The organism is Ruegeria sp. AF5 (assembly GCF_056541905.1).
Window position 1 is genome coordinate 239,706 of sequence record NZ_JBQFYZ010000004.1, and the last position, 18,140, is coordinate 257,845.

The following is an 18,140-nucleotide window of genomic DNA, read 5'->3' on the forward strand; positions in this document are numbered from 1 at the left end:
ATATTTTTTCACACATTTAGCAAGTGTATGAAAAAAAAGACATTTTTGTAACACGCAGGTAACACAAACGTGCGCGGTGCAAAACTTGCAGCGATATTGCTTATTCAACTCCCAGAACATCCGGTGTTTTCCACCCCAGGTGTTGGCCGCCATCCACGCATATCAGTTGCCCCGTTACTGCGTGTGCATCCAGAAAATATCCCAAGGCGGCGGTGATATCCGACGGATTTGACCCGCGTTCCAGAACAGTATTCGTTCGTTGCGCCTGGAAATGCTCAGCGCTTTGACGATGCCCCTGTACCGTTGGTCCGGGTCCGATGGCATTGACCCGGATTGCAGGGGACAGCGCCTGCGCCGAGGTACGGGTCAGCGTCCATAGCCCCATTTTGGCGATGGTGTAAGACATGAACTCGGGTGTCAGCTTGCGTACACGCATGTCCACCATGTTGATGATCAGACCGGTCGCAAGGGGTTCGCCATTTTCGTCCGTGTCCGGGGCCAGCCCCTGCCCGGCCATGGCTTGGGTCAAAACGAACGGTGCCCGCAGATTACTGTCGAGATGGCGGTCCCAGCTTTGGCGGGTCGCGGTGTGAACGCTGTCATACTCAAAGATCGAGGCGTTGTTCACCAGACAGGTGATCGGCCCGCCCAGAGCCTCGGCTGCTTTGGGCAGCAGATCCTGCACCTCTGCCTCATCCAGCAGATCAGCCTGCAATGCCACTGACCGTCGGCCCATAGCCTGTACCTCCGCCACAGTCTCGTGCGCGGGGCGTTCTGAGGACGCATAATGAACGGCGACATCATATCCACGACCCGCCAGATAAAGCGCCATGGCCCGACCCAGACGAATACCGGCACCGGTCACTAAAGCTCGGGTCATGCTTCACCTCGTTTTGTCAGATCACACCAGCAATACAGTGACATAAAGCGCATAAAGGAAGGTCAGCACCAGCCCCCAACCGCGAGAGATATCCTGCTTGAAAACAACAAAGGGAACCAGAAGCAGCGATGCGCCCAGCATGACCCAAAGGTCAAAATGCAGGAAACCGGGATCGACCGGGATACGCCCGAACCAGGTTGCAATCCCGATAATGGCCAGAAGATTGAACATGTTCGAGCCAATCACGTTGCCAAGGGCCACATCGGCCTGTCGGCGCAAAGCGGCCATCACGGTTGTCGCCAGTTCGGGTAAAGACGTTCCAACCGCAATTAGGGTCAGACCGATAACCGTTTCACTGACACCATATGTCCGGGCGATGACCGTCGCATTTTCCACCAGCAGGTGCGCCCCCATAGGAAGGCCCACAAGGCCGAGGATCAGGTAAACCGATACCTTCCAGTAAGGCATGTCAGGATCAGCTTCTTCCAGACCTTCAAGGTCGTCGTCATCGGCACAGGCTTCCCCACAGGCCTTGCGGTGCGCCTTTGCTTCACGAAACGCATTCATCAGAACCAGGCCCAAAGCCGCCAGCAGGATCAGGCCGCTGACGACGGTGAATGTTCCACAAAACGCCAACCCTATGAACAGGGCCGTCGCCATCAGCATGAATGCATAGTTCCTACGGCTGTCGCATTCGCTGGTATGGATCGTTGCCAGCATCGCAGGAAGACCAAGAACCAACAGGATGTTGGCCGTGTTTGATCCGACAACATTGCCCAGCGCAATACCCGGTGCGTGTTCCTTGACGGCACTGATAGCAATCAGCAACTCGGGCGCGGACGTGCCGAAGGCCACAATCGTAAGGCTGACGATCAAGGCCGGAACACCTAAACGCAGGCTCAGGTTCACTGCGCCACGCACCAAGGCATCGCCTGCCAGCAACAGGATCAACAGGCCAAGACCAGACAGCAGCCACGTGGTGATCAAGCCCGGCCTCCTTTTCCACAGGCACAGGGGCCTTTTCCGATGCGATAGCGACCGCATCGCGGACATTTCGCCGAACTTAGCTTCTTTTGCCCAGGAAACCGCAGCTTGCCGAACATTGCCAATACGCCCATTGCGATCAGAAATAGAGTGACAGCCTTTACGATCACGTCACAAACCGAAACGCGCGTAGGCTGCCCGCTCCTCTAACCCTGCGATAGCATCCTGCGCCAGGCTGGCACCAAACCGGGTCCAGATCGGTTTTTTCACGCCATAGCGGCGAAATTTGACCTTGTCACCGAAACGGTCCTGCACCTTTGGCTTCAGATGGGCGATGCCGTCGATAAGCCCCAGTTCCTGCGCGCGACGCGCCAGCCAGACCTCGCCCGTGAACAGGTCAGCTTCCTGATTCAGCTTGTCCCCGCGCCGATCTTTGACGTGCGCAATGAAATTCTCGTGGATATCGCCCAATAACCCTTGCAGGCGGGCTACATCCTCTTTCTTTTCCGGTGAAAACGGGTCGAGCATGGACTTCGATTTCCCGGCAGTATGGACCCGCCGCTCAAATCCCTGCCGCGCCAGAAAGACATGCGCGCCAAATCCAGCCGAGATCACACCGATCGATCCCAGTACGGAACTGTCATCGGCCCAGATCTCATCCGCTGCGGCGGCCAGCCAATACCCACCGGATGCAGCGACGTCTTCGACAAAAGCGATGACCGGCACGTCCAGTTCTTCGGACAAACGCCGAATGCGCGCACCGATCATTGAACTTTGGACAGGGGATCCGCCCGGTGAATTAATCTCAAGCGCCACGGCCGCAGGTTTTCCCTTGCGAAAGGCTTTCTCGAGAACCGGCGCAAGCGTGGCGTCGTTCAAGGACCCGCGCCCGGCCATTCCAATGGCGCCGGACAGGCGGACAACGGCCACACAGGGGTGTTTTTTGACGAACGGCAGGCTGAGCTTCATGGGTGCCGATGTAGAGTGCCACCAACCCGTAAACAAGAGACTCTTCGAACCTTGAACGCGACGTGAACCAAATTCACACACTCAATGGGCAAAAATGCAACGCCTCGGTGCGGGTTAGCTGCGAATGCGCCAGCCGGTTTTGAAGATCCAGCCAATGACCGCCAGACACACCCCGGTAAAGGCTATGATGGCCAGCAAACTCAGGGCAATGGGCACATCCGCAAGCCCGAAAAACGACCAGCGAAACCCCGAAATCAGATAGACGACCGGATTGAACAACGTGATCGTCTGCCACAGAGGCGGCAGCATCGAGATTGAATAAAACGTACCGCCAAGGAAGATAAGCGGCGTGACCACAAGCTGCGGCACCAATGACATCTGTTCAAAATTACTGGCCCATATCCCGATGATAAAACCCAGCAACGAGAAGCTGAGACATGACAGGATCAAGAACGCCGCCATGGCAAAGGGATGTTCGATCCGTATGTCGACGAAAAAGGTCGACGTGGCCAGAATGACCAACCCCACGAACAGCGCTTTGGTGGCCGCCGCACCGACATACCCAATCACGATTTCGATAAAATTCACCGGCGCCGACAACAGCTCGTAGATGGTGCCCAGAAACTTTGGGAAATAAATTCCGAAAGACGCGTTCGAGATCGAAAGCATCACCACAGACAGCATGATCAAGCCCGGGACGATGAACGCGCCGTAGGATACACCCTCGACCTCCTGAATTCGACTGCCGATGGCGGTGCCAAATACCACGAAATACAGCGAAGTGGAAAGAACCGGTGACAGGAAGCTTTGCGCCAGGGTGCGAAAAAAGCGGGCCATTTCGAACTGGTAGATTGCAGCGATTGCGGTCCAGTTCATGCCGCCTCTCCGGATACCAGATTGACAAATATCTCCTCCAGGCTCGATTGCCGTGTCTGCACATCGCGCAACACCAGTCCGGCCTGCGACACGTCATTCAACAGGGTCGTTATCCCCGTGCGATCCGCATGGGTATCGTAGGTATAGATCAGGCTATCCCCCGCGCCGTTGAGGGTCAGATTGTGGCTGGCCAAATCATCGGGAATCTTGGCGATTGGCTCGGTGAGCATGACGACAATCTGCTTTTTGCCCATCTGCGCCATAAGCGTGTCTTTGTCCTGCACCAAAAGCAACTCACCCTTGTCGATGACGCCGACGCGATCCGCGATGGCTTCTGCCTCTTCGATGTAGTGGGTGGTCAGAATGATGGTGACACCGTCCCGTTTCAGCTCGGCCACGATTTCCCACATATCCTTGCGCAGCTCGACATCCACACCTGCCGTCGGTTCATCCAGAAACAAAACACGTGGTTCATGCGCCAAGGCCTTGGCGATCAGCACGCGGCGTTTCATGCCGCCCGACAACTCCTTGATGGGGTTCTTGCGCTTGTCCCATAGCGAGAGCTTGCGCAGAATGTCCTCTATCCGGGCGTTGTCTTTGCCCAGCCCAAACAACCCGCGTGACAGCCGAACTGTGTTCCAGACCTTTTCAAACGGTTCCAGCGCGATCTCTTGCGGGACAAGCCCGATCATCCTGCGCGCTGCGCGATAGTCCGACTGAATGTCGTGCCCGCCGACTGAGACCGTGCCGGATGTTGGCGTGGTTATTCCACAGATCGTCGAGATCAGAGTGGTTTTTCCCGCCCCATTCGGCCCCAGAAGCGCAAGAATTTCGCCTTCTTCAATGTCCAGAGACACACCTTTCAGCGCCTCGAACCCATCGGCGTAGGATTTGCGCAGATCTCTGATGGATAAAATGGTCGTCATATCCGCTCCCCGTTCTGGCCCAAACCCTATCGCCCCGAACACAGGGATAACAGGCCCATTCCGCACCATGTGATGAACAACTGCCAAAAGGAAGACCGCCCGCGCCAGCAATCATCCGGCTTGCAATCCCGACACCAGCCAGCAAACTCTGCCGGGAATGGAGGGCCCTGATGCTGAACGGAATACGTGTTGTCGAACTTGAAGGTCTGGGTCCCGGCCCGTTTGGAGCCATGTTTCTGGCAGATCTTGGCGCTGACGTGATAACAATCCATCGCAAAGGGGGCGCCACGACACCGGGCATGCCGGAACGTTCCCTGCTGGATCGGGGCAAAAGATCCATCGCACTTGATCTGAAGGACGCCAATGATCTGGAGACCGCGCTTCGCCTGATCGACACAGCCGATGCGCTGATCGAAGGATTCCGTCCCGGTGTGATGGAAAAACTGGGGCTCGGGCCCGATGTCTGCCTGACCCGCAATCCAAAACTGGTCTACGGGCGCATGACGGGCTGGGGGCAGGATAGCCCGCTGGCCGACACGGCGGGGCATGACCTGAATTACATCGCCCTGTCCGGAGCGCTCTGGTATGCCTCACACCCCGGCCATGCACCGCAGACCCCGCCAACGTTGGTGGGTGATATCGGCGGTGGGGCCATGTATCTTGTGGCAGGCATTCTGGCAGGGCTCATCAATGCGCAACGCACTGGCGCAGGTACTGTCGTTGACGCGGCAATCTATGACGGCTCGGCCCATATGATGAACCTGTTGATGACAATGCGCCAAACCGGCAACCTGTCTGAAACCCGGGGTCAAAGCCTGTTGGACGGTCCCCACTGGAGCAGCACCTACGCCTGCGCCTGCGGCGGCTATATTTCCGTGCAATGCCTCGAACCAAAATTTTACATGCAATTTCTGAACTTACTGGGCCTCACAAACGATACCGAGTTTCAGCGGCAATACGACCGTGATCTATGGCCTTCGCTTTCACGCCGTCTGACCGATATTTTCGCCAGTCAACCACGCGACCATTGGGAGGCCCTGTTTCAAGGAACAGATGCCTGCGTTGCCCCAGTTCTCAGCCCGGACGAAGCCCGCTCACACCCGATGAACCTCCATCGCAACTGCTGGCAGGATTTTGACGGCGCATTTCAGGCCGCCGCCGCCCCACGGTTTTCAGGTCATGACTGGACCGCGAAACCCAGTCCCATACGCGGCGAGCATACCAAGGACATCCTCGCAGAGCTCGACAGCCTGAGCTGATCCGCACTTCATCTGGCGCAAAATATCCCGGGGGATGAATTGGCCGCAGGCCAAGAAGGGGGCTGGCCCCCTTTAATCTGACTACCGCCCGCGCACCGTATCGATCATCAACTGAACATTCTCAGGATCGGCATCCGGCGTGATCCCATGACCCAGGTTGAAGATGTGTGGCCCGTTCGAGAACGCCTCGACAATCCGCCGCGTTTCGTCCACCAGAGCCTGTCCACCGGTCACCATATGCGACGAGGCCAGGTTTCCCTGTACACAACCATCAATCTGTACATGTCTGGCGGCCCAATCGGGCGACACCGAATTGTCCAGCGCGACGCAATCCACGCCAGTCGTCTTGGCAAATCCAATATACCCCTCCCCCGCCTCGCGCGGGAAACCAATCACCGGAATGCCGGGATGACGCTCCTTGATGGCCTGCGTAATCACACGGCATGGTTCCACAGCGTATCTGCGAAACGCCTCACCTTTCAGGGAACCCGCCCAGCTGTCGAAAATCTTGACCACCTCAGCCCCGGCGTCGATCTGAGCCGACAGATACTCGATTGTTGCGGCCGTGATGCGATCCAGCAGCGCCTCGAATAAAACAGTATCGCTTTCTCGCAGAGCGTGAGCTGGTCCCTGATCGGGTGTTCCACGCCCGGCGATCATGTAGGTCGCGACTGTCCAGGGCGCGCCGGCAAACCCGATCAACGCGGTCTCAGACGGCAATTCTCGCGACAGGATCCGAACCGTTTCATAAACGGGCGACAATGTCTCATGAATCGCGTCAACCGGTTTCAGCGCATCAAACTCCGCTTGCCGCGTGATGGTCGATAAACGTGGGCCTTCACCGGTCACGAACCATAAATCCGCACCCAGCGCCTGCGGTACCAGCAGGATATCGGCAAACAGGATCGCAGCATCAAACCCATAGCGCCGGATTGGCTGCAATGTGACTTCGGCGGCCAGTTCCGGGTTATAGCATAATGACAGAAAATCCCCAGCCTGGGCACGGGTAGCCCGGTATTCCGGCAGATACCGACCCGCCTGGCGCATCATCCAGATTGGCGGCACATCCTGTACTTCGCCCGCCAGCGCCCTCAGCAGTTTCTTTGTCTCGGCCATATTCGCCCCCAGTCTTCCGGTTTTGGCAACGGGTCGTCCTTCGGCGGCAATTTGTCAAGCTCAGCCCCCATTGTCAGGGCAATGTGACGCGACTAAAGCTGTGCACATGACTTTGACCCTGCCCACCCCCGCATCGCCCCTCAGAATTGGCACCCGTGGTTCACCGCTGGCTCTGGCTCAGGCCTATGAAACCCGCCAACGCCTGAGCGATGCGTTTGATCTGCCCGAAGTGGCCTTTGAAATCGTCGTGATCAAAACAACCGGCGACAATCGCGCCATGATCGATGCGGATCGCCCGCTGAAGGAAATCGGCAACAAGGGCCTGTTCACCAAGGAAATCGAAGAGGCGATGTTGCGCGCCGAAATCGATATCGCCGTGCATTCAACGAAAGACATGCCTGTTGAACAGCCCGAAGGGCTGGTTCTGGACACATTCCTTCCGCGCGAAGATGTGCGTGACGCGTTCATCTCGCCGCGCCTTAACTCAATCCACGATCTGCCCGAAGGGGCTGTTGTGGGCACTTCGTCATTGCGGCGCCGGGCGCAGCTGCTGAACCGGCGGCCGGATCTGAAAGTGGTCGAGTTTCGCGGGAACGTGCAGACGCGGCTGAAAAAGCTGGAAGCCAGGGTCGCGGATTGCACTTTTCTGGCCATGGCTGGCATTCGCCGTCTGGGCATGGACGAGATTCCAGCCAGCGCCATTTCTCCGGATGACATGCTGCCCGCGATTGCACAGGGTACCATTGGCATCGAACGGCGTAGCAACGATATACGCGCGGCTGAAATGCTTGAAGCGATTCATCACGCGGAAACAGGATGGCGGCTGGCCGCCGAACGCACCTTGCTGGCCGCGCTGGACGGGTCTTGCGAAACTCCGATCGCTGGCCTGGCGGAACTGGACGGAGACAACTTAAGGCTGCGCGGCGAAGTCCTGCGCCCAGATGGGTCGGACACCGTGAACAGAGAAGTGACCGGTTCTGTCAAAGACGGGCCAGAAATGGCCCGCACGATGGCAGCGGAACTGTTGGAACAGGCGGGTCCAGGTTTTTTTGATTGGAAAAATTCAAATTAATTTAAGGCAGTGTGAACTTGATCACTGTGACCGCCGAGATTCTCGGGCATTAAAGTGACATACCGATGAGGAAGTCGGGTCAGTCGCGAAAGTATCGAAAAGTTTTCAGATTGCCGGTGATTTAATCAGTATTCGAGGGGGCGAGGCTGACCCCCGACTTCCAAAGGTAGCGGGTCGCTGTTGAACTCAACAGCGACCCGTTTACGTTGTATACATCCAACCTTCAGGAAATGGCATCAACCGCGTGACGGACGGCGATGCGTGTCTGTTCCAGATCCGCATCGGTGATCGCCAGCGACGGATAAAGCTTGCCCGGAGACTTGAAGATTCCATGGGCGCGCAGCACCGCATTATAAGTGGCGTTGCGCTGTGGATCATCGTGGTTTGCGCTGCGATAATCACGGCACTCGGCGTTGGTGAAATAGATGTCAAACAAAGTCTCGTCACCGCAAATCCGATGCGCGATGCCCGCTTCATTCAAGGCGTCCGACTGAATCTGCTGCAAGTGTTTTCCAATTGCGCGCAAACGCTCATACGCGCCTTCACGCCGCAAAATCTCCATCGTCTTCAGCCCAGCGGCCGAGGCGACCGGATTCCCCGAGAGGGTACCCAACTGCATCAGCCAACCTTCTTCCCCGACCTTCGACTTATCGAAATGCTTCATGATCTCGACGCTGGCACCAAGCGCAGCCAGAGGGAAGCCGCCGCCCGTGATCTTTCCCAAAGTGCAGATATCCGGTGTGACCCTGTATCGTTCCTGCGCCCCGCCATAAGCCAGCCGGAATCCGGTGACGATCTCATCAAAGATCAACAGCACACCATGTTGATCACACAGAGCTCGGAGGCCCTGCAAATATCCCGGCATTGGCGGGATGATCCGTTGCAAAGGCTCGACTATAATCGCGGCAACGTCGTCATTTTCATCCAGCAAAGCAGCGACGGCTTCCAGATCGTTAAAGGGCGCGATCAGCATTTGCTCGGCCACGCTGTCGGGGATACCGGCGCTGTCGGGAACAGCCTGCGGGAAATTAACTCTGCGGCTTGGGGCAAGGCTCATCTGCGCCTCGGCGCTCATACCGTGGTAACCGCCTTCAAACTTCAGGATCTTGCTGCGCCCGGTATAAGCCCGCGCCAGGCGAATCGCATACATGTCGGCTTCGCCTCCCGACGCGACAAAGCGCACCTGCTCGCAGCAGGGAACGGCGTCGATGATGGCCTCGGCCAGTTCGATTCCTTTTCTGTTGTTGGCAAAAAACGTCATCCCTTTGGGCAGCTGTTCCAAAACGGCTTCCATCACTTCAGGGTGGCCATGACCCAGCAGCATCGGACCCGACCCGATCAGGTAATCGACATATTCGTTGCCATCCTCGTCCCAGACACGGCTGCCTTCACCACGGGCGATGATGATGCCCGGATCAAAGTTGCCAAACCCCCCGGCGGGTAGAACTTCGTTCGCGCGAGCAATCCATTCGGATTGTGATTGGATTTTCAGCATCTCAGTCGATCTCCAGAATTGGGGTGCCAAGGATATCGAGGTCCGGCACAACACCTAAACCCGGACCTTCGGGCGGAGCAATCCGGCCGTTTTCACGAATTGGTGCATCAGGACACAGACGCGGGGCCACGTAAGACGACAAGTCGCACGTGTTCATCAGAGAACCTTTCGGCGTCGACGCCGCAAAGTGAAGTGAAGCCGCAGTAATAATGTCAGACCCCCATGTGCATTCCGCGCAAATCTCGGCACCCAGATGCACGGTCAGATCCCGTGCACGACGCATTGCTGACAATCCGCCGAATTTCGAAAGTTTAAGCGCCACCGCATCCATGCAACCCAGTTCATACGCACGCAAAAGCGAGGCAAGATCAAAGGCACTCTCGTCGATTTTCATCGGAAGACCAGTAGCCTGACGGACAGCGGCACAGTCTTCCAGCGTTTTGCAGGGCTGTTCCAACATCACGTCCAGATGTGCCACCGCACGCCCGGTACGGGTCGCCTGCAATCGCGATGCTCCACAATTCCAGTCACCATATACCAACGGCCCGGTTCCCACGGCTTCGCGCACTTTGATCAGCCGCTCGGCATCCGCCTGCCAATCTCCCTCGACACCCAGCTTGACCTGAAACTGCCGGATTCCGGTTTGAAAAGCGGATTTGGCAATACGCGCCATCTCGTCCGGTGCGATGCAGGTGATCGAATGATAGAGCGGCATATCCGCCTGCGTTCGCCCACCCAACACCGCATAAACCGGCAACCCTGCCGCCTGACCGAACAGGTCCCAAAGCGCGATATCGACGATCGATTTCGCGTATTGATGCCCTTGCAGAAACCCGTCCAGCTTGCGCATGGGAGAGTCTGCACCAAAAGGGGTGATCCCAAGAATTTCGGGCCCCATCTCAGCAATGGCACCTGGCACGCCGTCCGCATAGGCCGGCAGGTAATGCGGGATCGGGCAGACCTCACCCCACCCCCTGTGACCGGTGTCCGTTTCAAGGCTCAGGACATGGGATTTCACAGTGGCACAGGTCTTGCCTTCAGCCATATGGTACGTTTCGTGACTTGTCAGATCAACAGACCAGAGCGTTATCTTGTTGATTTTCAAGCGTATACTCCCACTGGATCACCCAATGTGCTTTCATCCGGATGAACACCGAGCCCGGGTTCTTCTGGCAGGTGCAAATGGCCATCAACATTCCGAGGCCCACGCCCACCGGCAATATCGACCGTGATCATGTCCTGACAGGCCCATACTGCAAGGCAGTTGTCATCCGGGATGGTCGCGGCCAGATGCAATGCTTCGGTATCGGCCAGAACCGTACCGCCTGTGGCCATTACAAACATGTCTATCCCATGGGCCAGCGCGATATCCCGCATGCGCGCAGCCTTGGTCAGCCCGCCGACGCGGTTCAACTTGATCCCGAAAATCTGAGCCAGACCATCGCGGGCAATACGGGCCGCATCCTGCAAAGTCACGAGGCTTTCGTCCACTGAAACGGGTGACGGGTGAAGCCCCGAGATTGCAGCAATGTCATCCAGCGTCTCACAAGGTTGTTCGAACATGACATTCAGGTCCGCGCAGGTGCTCATCACACGCAACGCTTGCTGACGCGTCCAGCCACGATTGACATCATAAAGAACGATCTCGCCGGGTCGCCGAATACTCTCGACATCGCGAACACGCGCGATGTCCCGTTCAACGTCACCACCGATCTTCACAGAATGGGCGATGTAGCCCCGCTGGCGGTACCGCTCTATGACCGCGCGCGTTTCGTCGACGGATTTCGCCCCGACCGAGGACGCTATCGGGCGCGGTGTCCGCGATCCACCCCCCATCAGATCGGCAATCGGCACACCCGCCGCCTGACCCGCGATATCCCAGCAGGCCATATCAATTGGGCTTTTGGCATAAAGGTGCCCGGGCAAGGCAAGATCCATCACCCGTTCCACATCCAGAACCCGCCGCGGATCCAGGCCCAGAATGAACGGCGCTATCGTTTCAATTCCGGCGCGGATACCCGGACCATGCGCGGGCACATAGGTATGGCCCCATGGGGTCCCTTCACCCCAGCCAACAAACCCCGCATCGGTTTCGATTTTCACGACTGTCGCGTCAAGCGTTTCGAATTTCAGCCGCCCGCCCGACAACCAATATGGGTGCTCCAGTGGGAGGTCGACGTGAAATACTGTGATAGATTTGATCTTCATGCGATATCCATCCGGGGCAGATCACCCATGCCTTCACCGCGCCACAGAACATAAGTCAGGATCTGCTGATCTGTGGTGACCATGGCATGACTTTGCCAGCTTGCGTGCAAGCGTGTTTGATTGGCTCCAAGATATGTTTCGTTCCCATTGACCTTGAACAACGCACCTCCGCCAAGAATGAGGTAGAGTTCTTCGGCCTGATGGCTGTGCCAATCGTAATTCAGGCCAGCCCCCCAATACGCGATGTAGCCACGCAGCAGGGTCGAGTGAAAATGTCCGGTAGGACCTAACAACTCATAATAGCCGTATCGGTTCAGGAAATCCGCACCAACTTCGTCTTCGGTGTAGGTGTGTTTCCAATGTGCCAGATGCGCCGTCGCTTTGACCGCCGCGATCAGGTCACGGGTTGGCGTGTCTTCAACAAGATCGAAGGCTGCCACCAGCCTCGTTGCGGGAATGGGTGCGGCATCCAACCCCGTCGGGGTCAGATCACCCGGCCAAGGCGCGAACGCAGCAAGGTCCGGATGCGCATGGTGCATTTGCCGGGCAGCTTCGAGAACATCGTCAAGCGTCATGGCATCACCACGATGTTGCCGGTGTGCTCTTTCGCGATGAACGCGGCTTGTGCTTCTCGGAGTTCCTTCAGCGCGTATGTCGCGGCAAGCGCTGGCTTGATCTCACCAGCCTCGATGTATGTTACGAGGTTCTTCATGACCTGAGGGTCAATGACGGTCGAACCGGTGAAGGTCAGGTCGCGCAGGTAGAATGTGCGCAGATCAAGTTCGACGATCGGGCCTGCAATTGCGCCCGAACAGGTATAGCGGCCACCCCGTTCCAAAATGTCGATCAGGTTCGGCCAGTATGGTCCGCCCACGACATCTGCGACCACACTGATCTTTTCTACGCCCAGCGCCTCGCGCAGGTTCGCAGGAGCGCGTGGCAGAATGACGTCAGGGCCAAGCCTGGCCACGTCCGCGTGTTTGGATTCGGATGCCATCGCGATCACACGCGCGCCGCGCCGTTTGGCCAGTTGCACAAGCGCACCGCCCACACCGCCGGAAGCACCTGGAACCAAAACCGTATCCTCGCCGGTCACATTGGCACGGGTCAACATGCCTTCGGCGGTGGAGTAAGAGCAGGAAAAAGTTGCCAGTTCAGCATCCGTCAGGTTCGAGGTGATTGCCACAGCATTCACCGCCAGAGTTGTCGCGTATTCGGCAAAACCACCATCCCGTTCCGAGCCGAAATAACCAGTCTTGTCCATATTGTCGGGTTCCACCGGATCGCGCAGCCAGCCATCCGTGATGACACGCTCGCCAATACGTGCCTGGTCAACACCTTCGCCGACGGAAACGATATGCCCGCAGATATCGGCCCCTTGAATTCGCGGGAAGGTGATCGGATTACCGCCCCAGGTGGGATCTTCTTCGCCAACCTCTTCAAACGCACCACCGGTCGTTGCGGCTGTGACCGTCTTGGAGTACCAACCCGACCGCGTGTTGACGTCCGTATTGTTCAGGCCACATGCCGCAACCTTGATCAGCACTTCACCCTCCGCAGGTTCAGGACGCGGCCATTTATCGTGCCAAACTATCTGCTCTAACCCTCCGTGGCCCATCGTGACCATGGCTTTCATTGTGGCGGGCAGGCTCATCAGGCGGTCTCCACTACTGCGTCTGTGCGGGGCAGCAGGCTGTCTGGATCGTAGGCGGGCTTATCCAGTACTCGGGCCGAACGCGGCTTGCCGTGAATCACGACCTCCAACTCGGTTCCCGCTTTTGCTGCTTCGGATTTGATGTATGCAAAGGCCAATATCTTACCTACCGTGTGGCCGAATACGACCGAAGCTGTCGAGCCTATGACACGCCCGTCCAGCGTCACCGCCTCGCCTCCATGGCCATCAATTTCGCCATCCGGCTCGACTTGCAGATAGGCACATACCCATGGCAGATCGGTGTTCAACGTCTTGTCCTTGCCCAGGTAGCCCTTGTCCGTACGGGCAAAGCGCAGCACATCAGCTTCTGCCAGCGTGACTTCGTTTGTCAGCTCGCCTGCCCCTTTGAAGCCCTTCTCCATCCGCATCACGTTCATGGCGAAACTGCCATAGTCCGCAATGCCATACGCCTCACCCGCAGCCCATAGCGCATTGTAGACGTCGAGGCAGGCAGCGTTGGGCATATGCAGCTCCCAACCCAGTTCGCCCGCATAAGATATGCGAAACGCCCAGAGTTTATGACCGGCAATGGTGACCTCTTGCGCCGACAGCCAGCGGAACCCGGCATTGCTCAGATCGGTAGCCGTACAGCGCGCCAGAACTTCGCGTGATCTGGGGCCGTTCAGCGACAAGGCCGACCATTCTGACGACAGCGCGTTGATCTGCACATCTTCACCCTTGCGATGATGCGCCAGATGATCAAGCAAGCGCTGTTCGAAGAACGCTGCACAGACCAGATAGAAGCGGTCTTCGGCCATGCGGACAATCGTTGTCTCCAACTCGATCCGGCCACGGCGGTTCAACATATGGGTCAGCGTGATCGAGCCAACCTTTTGCGGCATCCTGTTAGCAGTCAACCGATCCAGCAGAGTATAAGCATCGGGCCCCGATACTTCGACTTTGGTGAAGGCGGTGACATCCATGATGCCGACACGTTCGCGCACTGCCTTGACCTCGGCCGCGACCATGTCGTCGGCAGGAGTGCGGCGGAAGGAATAGTGATCGCGCTGTTCCACGCCGTCCCGGGCGAACCAGCGGGGGCGTTCGAAGCCATAGACCTCTTCATGTACCGCGCCTTTAGACTTCAGCAACTCAAACAGTGGCGACGGCTTGATCGGACGCCCTGCAAGTCGATTGAAGTGTGGAAACGGGATTTCGTGACGTAAGCAATAATCTTCTTCCGCCTTGATCACTTGCCAGTCTTTGGTGGCATAGCTGCCGAAGCGGCGCGGATCGAAATCCCGCATCGAGATATCGGCAGCCCCATGCACCATCCAGCGCGCCAGTTCTCGGGTCAGACCCGGGCCCCAGCCGATCCCGATCTGCGTCCCGCAACAGCACCAGTATTTCCGCACACCCGGCGCAGGACCGATCAGGGGGTTGCCGTCCGGCGGGTGCGAAATCGCCCCATGCACATCGCGCTGAATGCCCAGCTCGGCAAAGATTGGCATCCGGTTCAGGCTTTCCTCAAGCCATGGCATTACCCGGTCATAATCCGCGTCGAACAACCAGTTCTCGTACTCCCACGGGCAGTGATCATGCCAGACCGAGTTCGGATTCTCTTTCTCGTATATTCCGATCAGGCCACGCTGCTGCTCCATCCGGATATAACCCGAGACTTTGCGGTCATCGCGGATCACCGGCAGTTCTTTGTCCAGATTCTGGAATTCCGGCACCGGTTCAGTCACAAAATAATGGTGCGTCATTGACGTCATGGGCAGTTGCAGCCCGGACCATTCGCCCATCTGGCGCGCGTAGGTGCCACCCGCGTTCACCACATGCTCGCAGATGATTGCACCCCGTTCGGTCTCAACAATCCATTCACCATTTGCGCCCTGCGTGATGTTCGTCGCCCGGCAACTGCGGAAGATGCGCACGCCTTTCTGGCGTGCCCCGGCTGCCATCGCCATGGTCACGTTTGTCGGGTCCACATGCCCGTCATCCGGCGTGTGCAGAGCGCCAAAAACACCTTCGAGGTTATAAAACGGATGCAGTTCGGCCACCTTCTCGGGACCGACAAGTTCGATATTGAAGCCCAGCGACTGGCCCACCGAAAGCGTGTGGCGCAGCCAGTCCATCTCATCCTCGGTATAGGCAAGACGGAACGAGCCGCAGCCATGCCATGTGACAGGCTGACCTGTCTCGGCCTCAAGCAGGCCGGAATACAAACCGATGTTGTAATCGACGCATTTGCCCAGACCAAAGCTTGAGGTTGAATGCGTAATCTGCCCTGCCGCATGCCATGTACTGCCGCTGGTCAGCTCGGCCTTTTCCAGCAGAACAGTCTCTTCGCCCCAGCCTTCATGGGCCAGATGGTAGGCCAGACCAACGCCCATGACGCCGCCTCCGACGATGACCACACGTGCGTGTGACGGCAGTTCATTCCCGGACATGAATTTTCCTCTTCCCGAGTCGCTTTTCTGCTCGACAGGCTAATTCCACATTTGTACCATCGTCAATCATGAATGACACAAATGTATCATCAACTGTTCTGGATCGCCTGACCGAAGAGTGGGACGCCCTGACCCCTGAGGCGCAGAAAGCCGCGCGTTACGTTCTGGAAAACCCTACGGATGTAGGGGTTTCAACCGTGCGCGAAATTGCCGAGGCGGCAAAGGTCAAGCCCAACACATTCGTGCGCATGGCGCGGCAAGTGGGGTTTGAAGGGTACGAAGATTTTCGCGAACCCTTTCGCGACGCGATCCGAAAAGGGCGCGTGTCGTTTCCAGACCGCGCCAGATGGCTTCAGGACATCGGCAAATCCGGTGAATTGGGCGGGCTGTATGCCGATATGATCGGTGCCGCAATCCGGAATATCGAGGAAACATTTGCAGGGATCGACGCGACCCGCCTGAAATCTGCTGCCGAAATCATCTGGAATTCTCGCCAGATTTTCACACTCGGCGTAGGCGTCAACAACTCCAACGCGCGCAACTTTACTTATCTGGCTTCGACCGGGATGAAGCAGTTTCATGCAATCCCCCGCCCCGGTTCAACCCCAATGGACGATCTGGCCTGGGCCGATGAGCAGGACGTGCTGATTGCGATCACCTGTCATCCCTACCGCACCGAAGTGATCGAGGCGGTCAAACTGGCACGTCAGCAGGGCCTGACTGTCATCGGTATCTCGGACAGTCCGGCCAGCCCTGTGATCCGGAACGCCCATCACGGGTTTGTCGTCGCAGCAGATACCCCACAGTTTTTCCCGTCATCCGTTTCGACCATCGCGCTGCTGGAAACGCTGCTGTCTTTCGTGATCGCGGTATCCAGCGACGAGATCGTCGAACGGGTCGAACGTTTCCATCGTCGTCGCCATCAGCTTGGCATCTATGCGGAGGAACCCGAATGAACGCACCGCTGACCCACTCACTGGACGCGCGATATTATACCGACCCCGCCATTTTCGAGAAGGAGATGCAGGGGCTTTTGGCCCGAACATGGCAGTTCGCAGGCCATGTCGCGCAGGTTCGGGAAACAGGAGATTACTTTGCCTTCGAGATTGCCGGGCAAAGCCTGTTTTGCATTCGCGGGCGCGATGGCGAAATTCGCACTTTCTATAATGTCTGCCAGCACCGTGCGCATGAAATGGTCTCGGGCACAGGCAACACCCGCGTTGTCGTCTGTCCCTATCACGCGTGGACCTATGAATTGTCAGGTCAGTTGCGCGCGGGTCCAAATATCAAATCCGTCCCCGGATTTGACCGCAGTGCGATCTGCCTGACGGCGGTCCGGACCGAAATCTTCAATGGGTTCATCTTCGTCAATCTCGACGACAAGGCAGCCCCGATGGATGACTGGTATCCCGGAGTACGGCAGGAAATCCGTGCATTCGTCCCGCATATCGACGAACTCGAGCCGCTGGAATGGGTCGAGATTCCGGAACACTGCAACTGGAAGGTCAGCGTCGAGAATTATTCGGAATGCTATCACTGCCCGAGCAACCACCCGACTTTCGCTGAAGGTGTCGTCAAGCCCGAAACCTACGACATCCAACCCGATGCAGGCGGCGGTTTCGTGCTGCGCCACACGACCGAATGTCAGAGCCTCGACAAGATGACTTACCCAATCGACCTGTCGGTGCCTCATGCGGGCGATTACCAGTCTTGGTTCCTGTGGCCGATGTTTTCGTTCCAGTGCTATCCGGGCAATGTGCTGAACACATATCACTGGCGCGCAAATGACACGGATCACTGCACCGTCTGGCGCGGTTGGTACACTGAAGGTGGTTCGGAAAGCGCGGTGATCCGGCAACTGGCCGTTCAGGACAGGGAAACAACGGTCGAAGAAGACATCCGGCTTGTGGAATCCGTGCATCGCGGCCTCAGATCCCGTGGTTACTGCCCCGGCCCGCTGGTGCTGGATCCGGGCTGCGGTGTGATGTCCGAACACTCAATCGCCAAGTTGCAACAATGGATGCGCGAGGCCGTGGAATGAAACCCACCCCAGGCAGACATAACCTGCTTGCCCTACCCTTGAGCGGGTAGATCAACCACGCTGATGCCCAAGGACTGGCACCCTTGCGAAATTGACCGGATTTTGCCCAAAGCACTTGGGTATATCGACATAGTGGACATGCCGGACCGGGTATACAGGTGCACCACCGGATGAAATCACACTACGATCCCGCATACAAACACCGCC

Annotated in this window: 16 protein-coding genes; 4 read left to right on the forward strand and 12 right to left on the reverse strand. The window is 57.5% G+C overall.

Annotated elements, in window-relative coordinates; all coding sequences use genetic code 11:
• Positions 1-100: 100 nt before the first annotated feature.
• From ACR0DS_RS09255 to ACR0DS_RS09275, 5 genes are all read right to left on the reverse strand, one after another.
• Complete coding sequence (locus tag ACR0DS_RS09255; protein WP_480558718.1) at positions 101-880, reverse strand: SDR family oxidoreductase; 780 nt, start codon at positions 878-880, stop codon at positions 101-103.
• A gap of 21 nt (positions 881-901) precedes the next feature.
• Positions 902-1,864 (reverse strand): calcium/sodium antiporter, encoded by a 963-nt coding sequence (locus ACR0DS_RS09260; RefSeq protein WP_267365434.1) that lies wholly within the window; start codon positions 1,862-1,864, stop codon positions 902-904.
• 171 nt (positions 1,865-2,035) lie between these two features.
• Complete coding sequence (locus tag ACR0DS_RS09265) at positions 2,036-2,833, reverse strand: S49 family peptidase (protein ID WP_480482989.1); 798 nt, start codon at positions 2,831-2,833, stop codon at positions 2,036-2,038.
• A gap of 114 nt (positions 2,834-2,947) precedes the next feature.
• On the reverse strand, positions 2,948-3,709 hold the full coding sequence (locus tag ACR0DS_RS09270) for an ABC transporter permease (protein ID WP_480558716.1): 762 nt from the start codon (positions 3,707-3,709) through the stop codon (positions 2,948-2,950).
• Positions 3,706-4,635, reverse strand: coding sequence for an ABC transporter ATP-binding protein (locus ACR0DS_RS09275; RefSeq protein ID WP_480486548.1), 930 nt, complete (start codon positions 4,633-4,635; stop codon positions 3,706-3,708). The genes ACR0DS_RS09270 and ACR0DS_RS09275 overlap by 4 nt, the downstream gene beginning before the upstream one ends.
• A gap of 170 nt (positions 4,636-4,805) precedes the next feature.
• Between ACR0DS_RS09275 and ACR0DS_RS09280 the strand changes: the two genes are divergently transcribed.
• Entirely contained in the window at positions 4,806-5,894 is a 1,089-nt protein-coding gene (locus ACR0DS_RS09280) for a CaiB/BaiF CoA transferase family protein (RefSeq protein ID WP_480558714.1), read from the forward strand.
• Between the two features lie 81 nt (positions 5,895-5,975).
• On the opposite strand, the gene hemE is transcribed toward ACR0DS_RS09280, so the two are convergent.
• Positions 5,976-7,010, reverse strand: a complete 1,035-nt coding sequence (hemE, locus tag ACR0DS_RS09285; RefSeq protein ID WP_480506635.1) for a uroporphyrinogen decarboxylase — start codon at positions 7,008-7,010, stop codon at positions 5,976-5,978.
• Between the two features lie 106 nt (positions 7,011-7,116).
• On the opposite strand from hemE, the gene hemC reads away from it, so the two are divergent.
• Positions 7,117-8,082 carry a hydroxymethylbilane synthase gene (gene hemC, locus ACR0DS_RS09290; protein WP_480539054.1) on the forward strand — a complete coding sequence of 322 codons (966 nt, stop codon included), beginning with the start codon at positions 7,117-7,119 and terminating at the stop codon, positions 8,080-8,082.
• Between the two features lie 223 nt (positions 8,083-8,305).
• Here the strand turns inward: hemC and ACR0DS_RS09295 are convergent, their stop codons facing one another.
• Genes ACR0DS_RS09295 through ACR0DS_RS09320 form a run of 6 tightly spaced genes read right to left on the reverse strand, consistent with a single transcriptional unit; the run spans position 8,306 to position 15,892 of the window.
• Complete coding sequence (locus tag ACR0DS_RS09295; protein ID WP_480558712.1) at positions 8,306-9,577, reverse strand: aspartate aminotransferase family protein; 1,272 nt, start codon at positions 9,575-9,577, stop codon at positions 8,306-8,308.
• Position 9,578: 1 nt separating this feature from the next.
• A complete protein-coding gene (locus ACR0DS_RS09300) occupies positions 9,579-10,682 on the reverse strand; it encodes a mandelate racemase/muconate lactonizing enzyme family protein (protein ID WP_480506630.1) in 1,104 nt (367 codons plus the stop codon).
• On the reverse strand, positions 10,679-11,785 hold the full coding sequence (locus tag ACR0DS_RS09305) for a mandelate racemase/muconate lactonizing enzyme family protein (RefSeq protein ID WP_480558710.1): 1,107 nt from the start codon (positions 11,783-11,785) through the stop codon (positions 10,679-10,681). The genes ACR0DS_RS09300 and ACR0DS_RS09305 overlap by 4 nt, the downstream gene beginning before the upstream one ends.
• A complete protein-coding gene (locus tag ACR0DS_RS09310; protein ID WP_480539056.1) occupies positions 11,782-12,360 on the reverse strand; it encodes a dimethylsulfonioproprionate lyase family protein in 579 nt (192 codons plus the stop codon). The genes ACR0DS_RS09305 and ACR0DS_RS09310 overlap by 4 nt, the downstream gene beginning before the upstream one ends.
• Positions 12,357-13,439, reverse strand: a complete 1,083-nt coding sequence (locus tag ACR0DS_RS09315) for an alcohol dehydrogenase family protein (RefSeq protein ID WP_480486535.1) — start codon at positions 13,437-13,439, stop codon at positions 12,357-12,359. The genes ACR0DS_RS09310 and ACR0DS_RS09315 overlap by 4 nt, the downstream gene beginning before the upstream one ends.
• Positions 13,439-15,892, reverse strand: coding sequence for an FAD-dependent oxidoreductase (locus ACR0DS_RS09320; RefSeq protein ID WP_480558708.1), 2,454 nt, complete (start codon positions 15,890-15,892; stop codon positions 13,439-13,441). The genes ACR0DS_RS09315 and ACR0DS_RS09320 overlap by 1 nt, the downstream gene beginning before the upstream one ends.
• 68 nt (positions 15,893-15,960) lie before the next feature.
• On the opposite strand from ACR0DS_RS09320, the gene ACR0DS_RS09325 reads away from it, so the two are divergent.
• Both ACR0DS_RS09325 and ACR0DS_RS09330 read left to right on the forward strand, forming a co-directional pair.
• A complete protein-coding gene (locus tag ACR0DS_RS09325) occupies positions 15,961-16,848 on the forward strand; it encodes a MurR/RpiR family transcriptional regulator (RefSeq protein ID WP_480558706.1) in 888 nt (295 codons plus the stop codon).
• A complete protein-coding gene (locus ACR0DS_RS09330) occupies positions 16,845-17,933 on the forward strand; it encodes an aromatic ring-hydroxylating oxygenase subunit alpha (protein WP_480558704.1) in 1,089 nt (362 codons plus the stop codon). The genes ACR0DS_RS09325 and ACR0DS_RS09330 overlap by 4 nt, the downstream gene beginning before the upstream one ends.
• Positions 17,934-18,140: the final 207 nt, after the last annotated feature.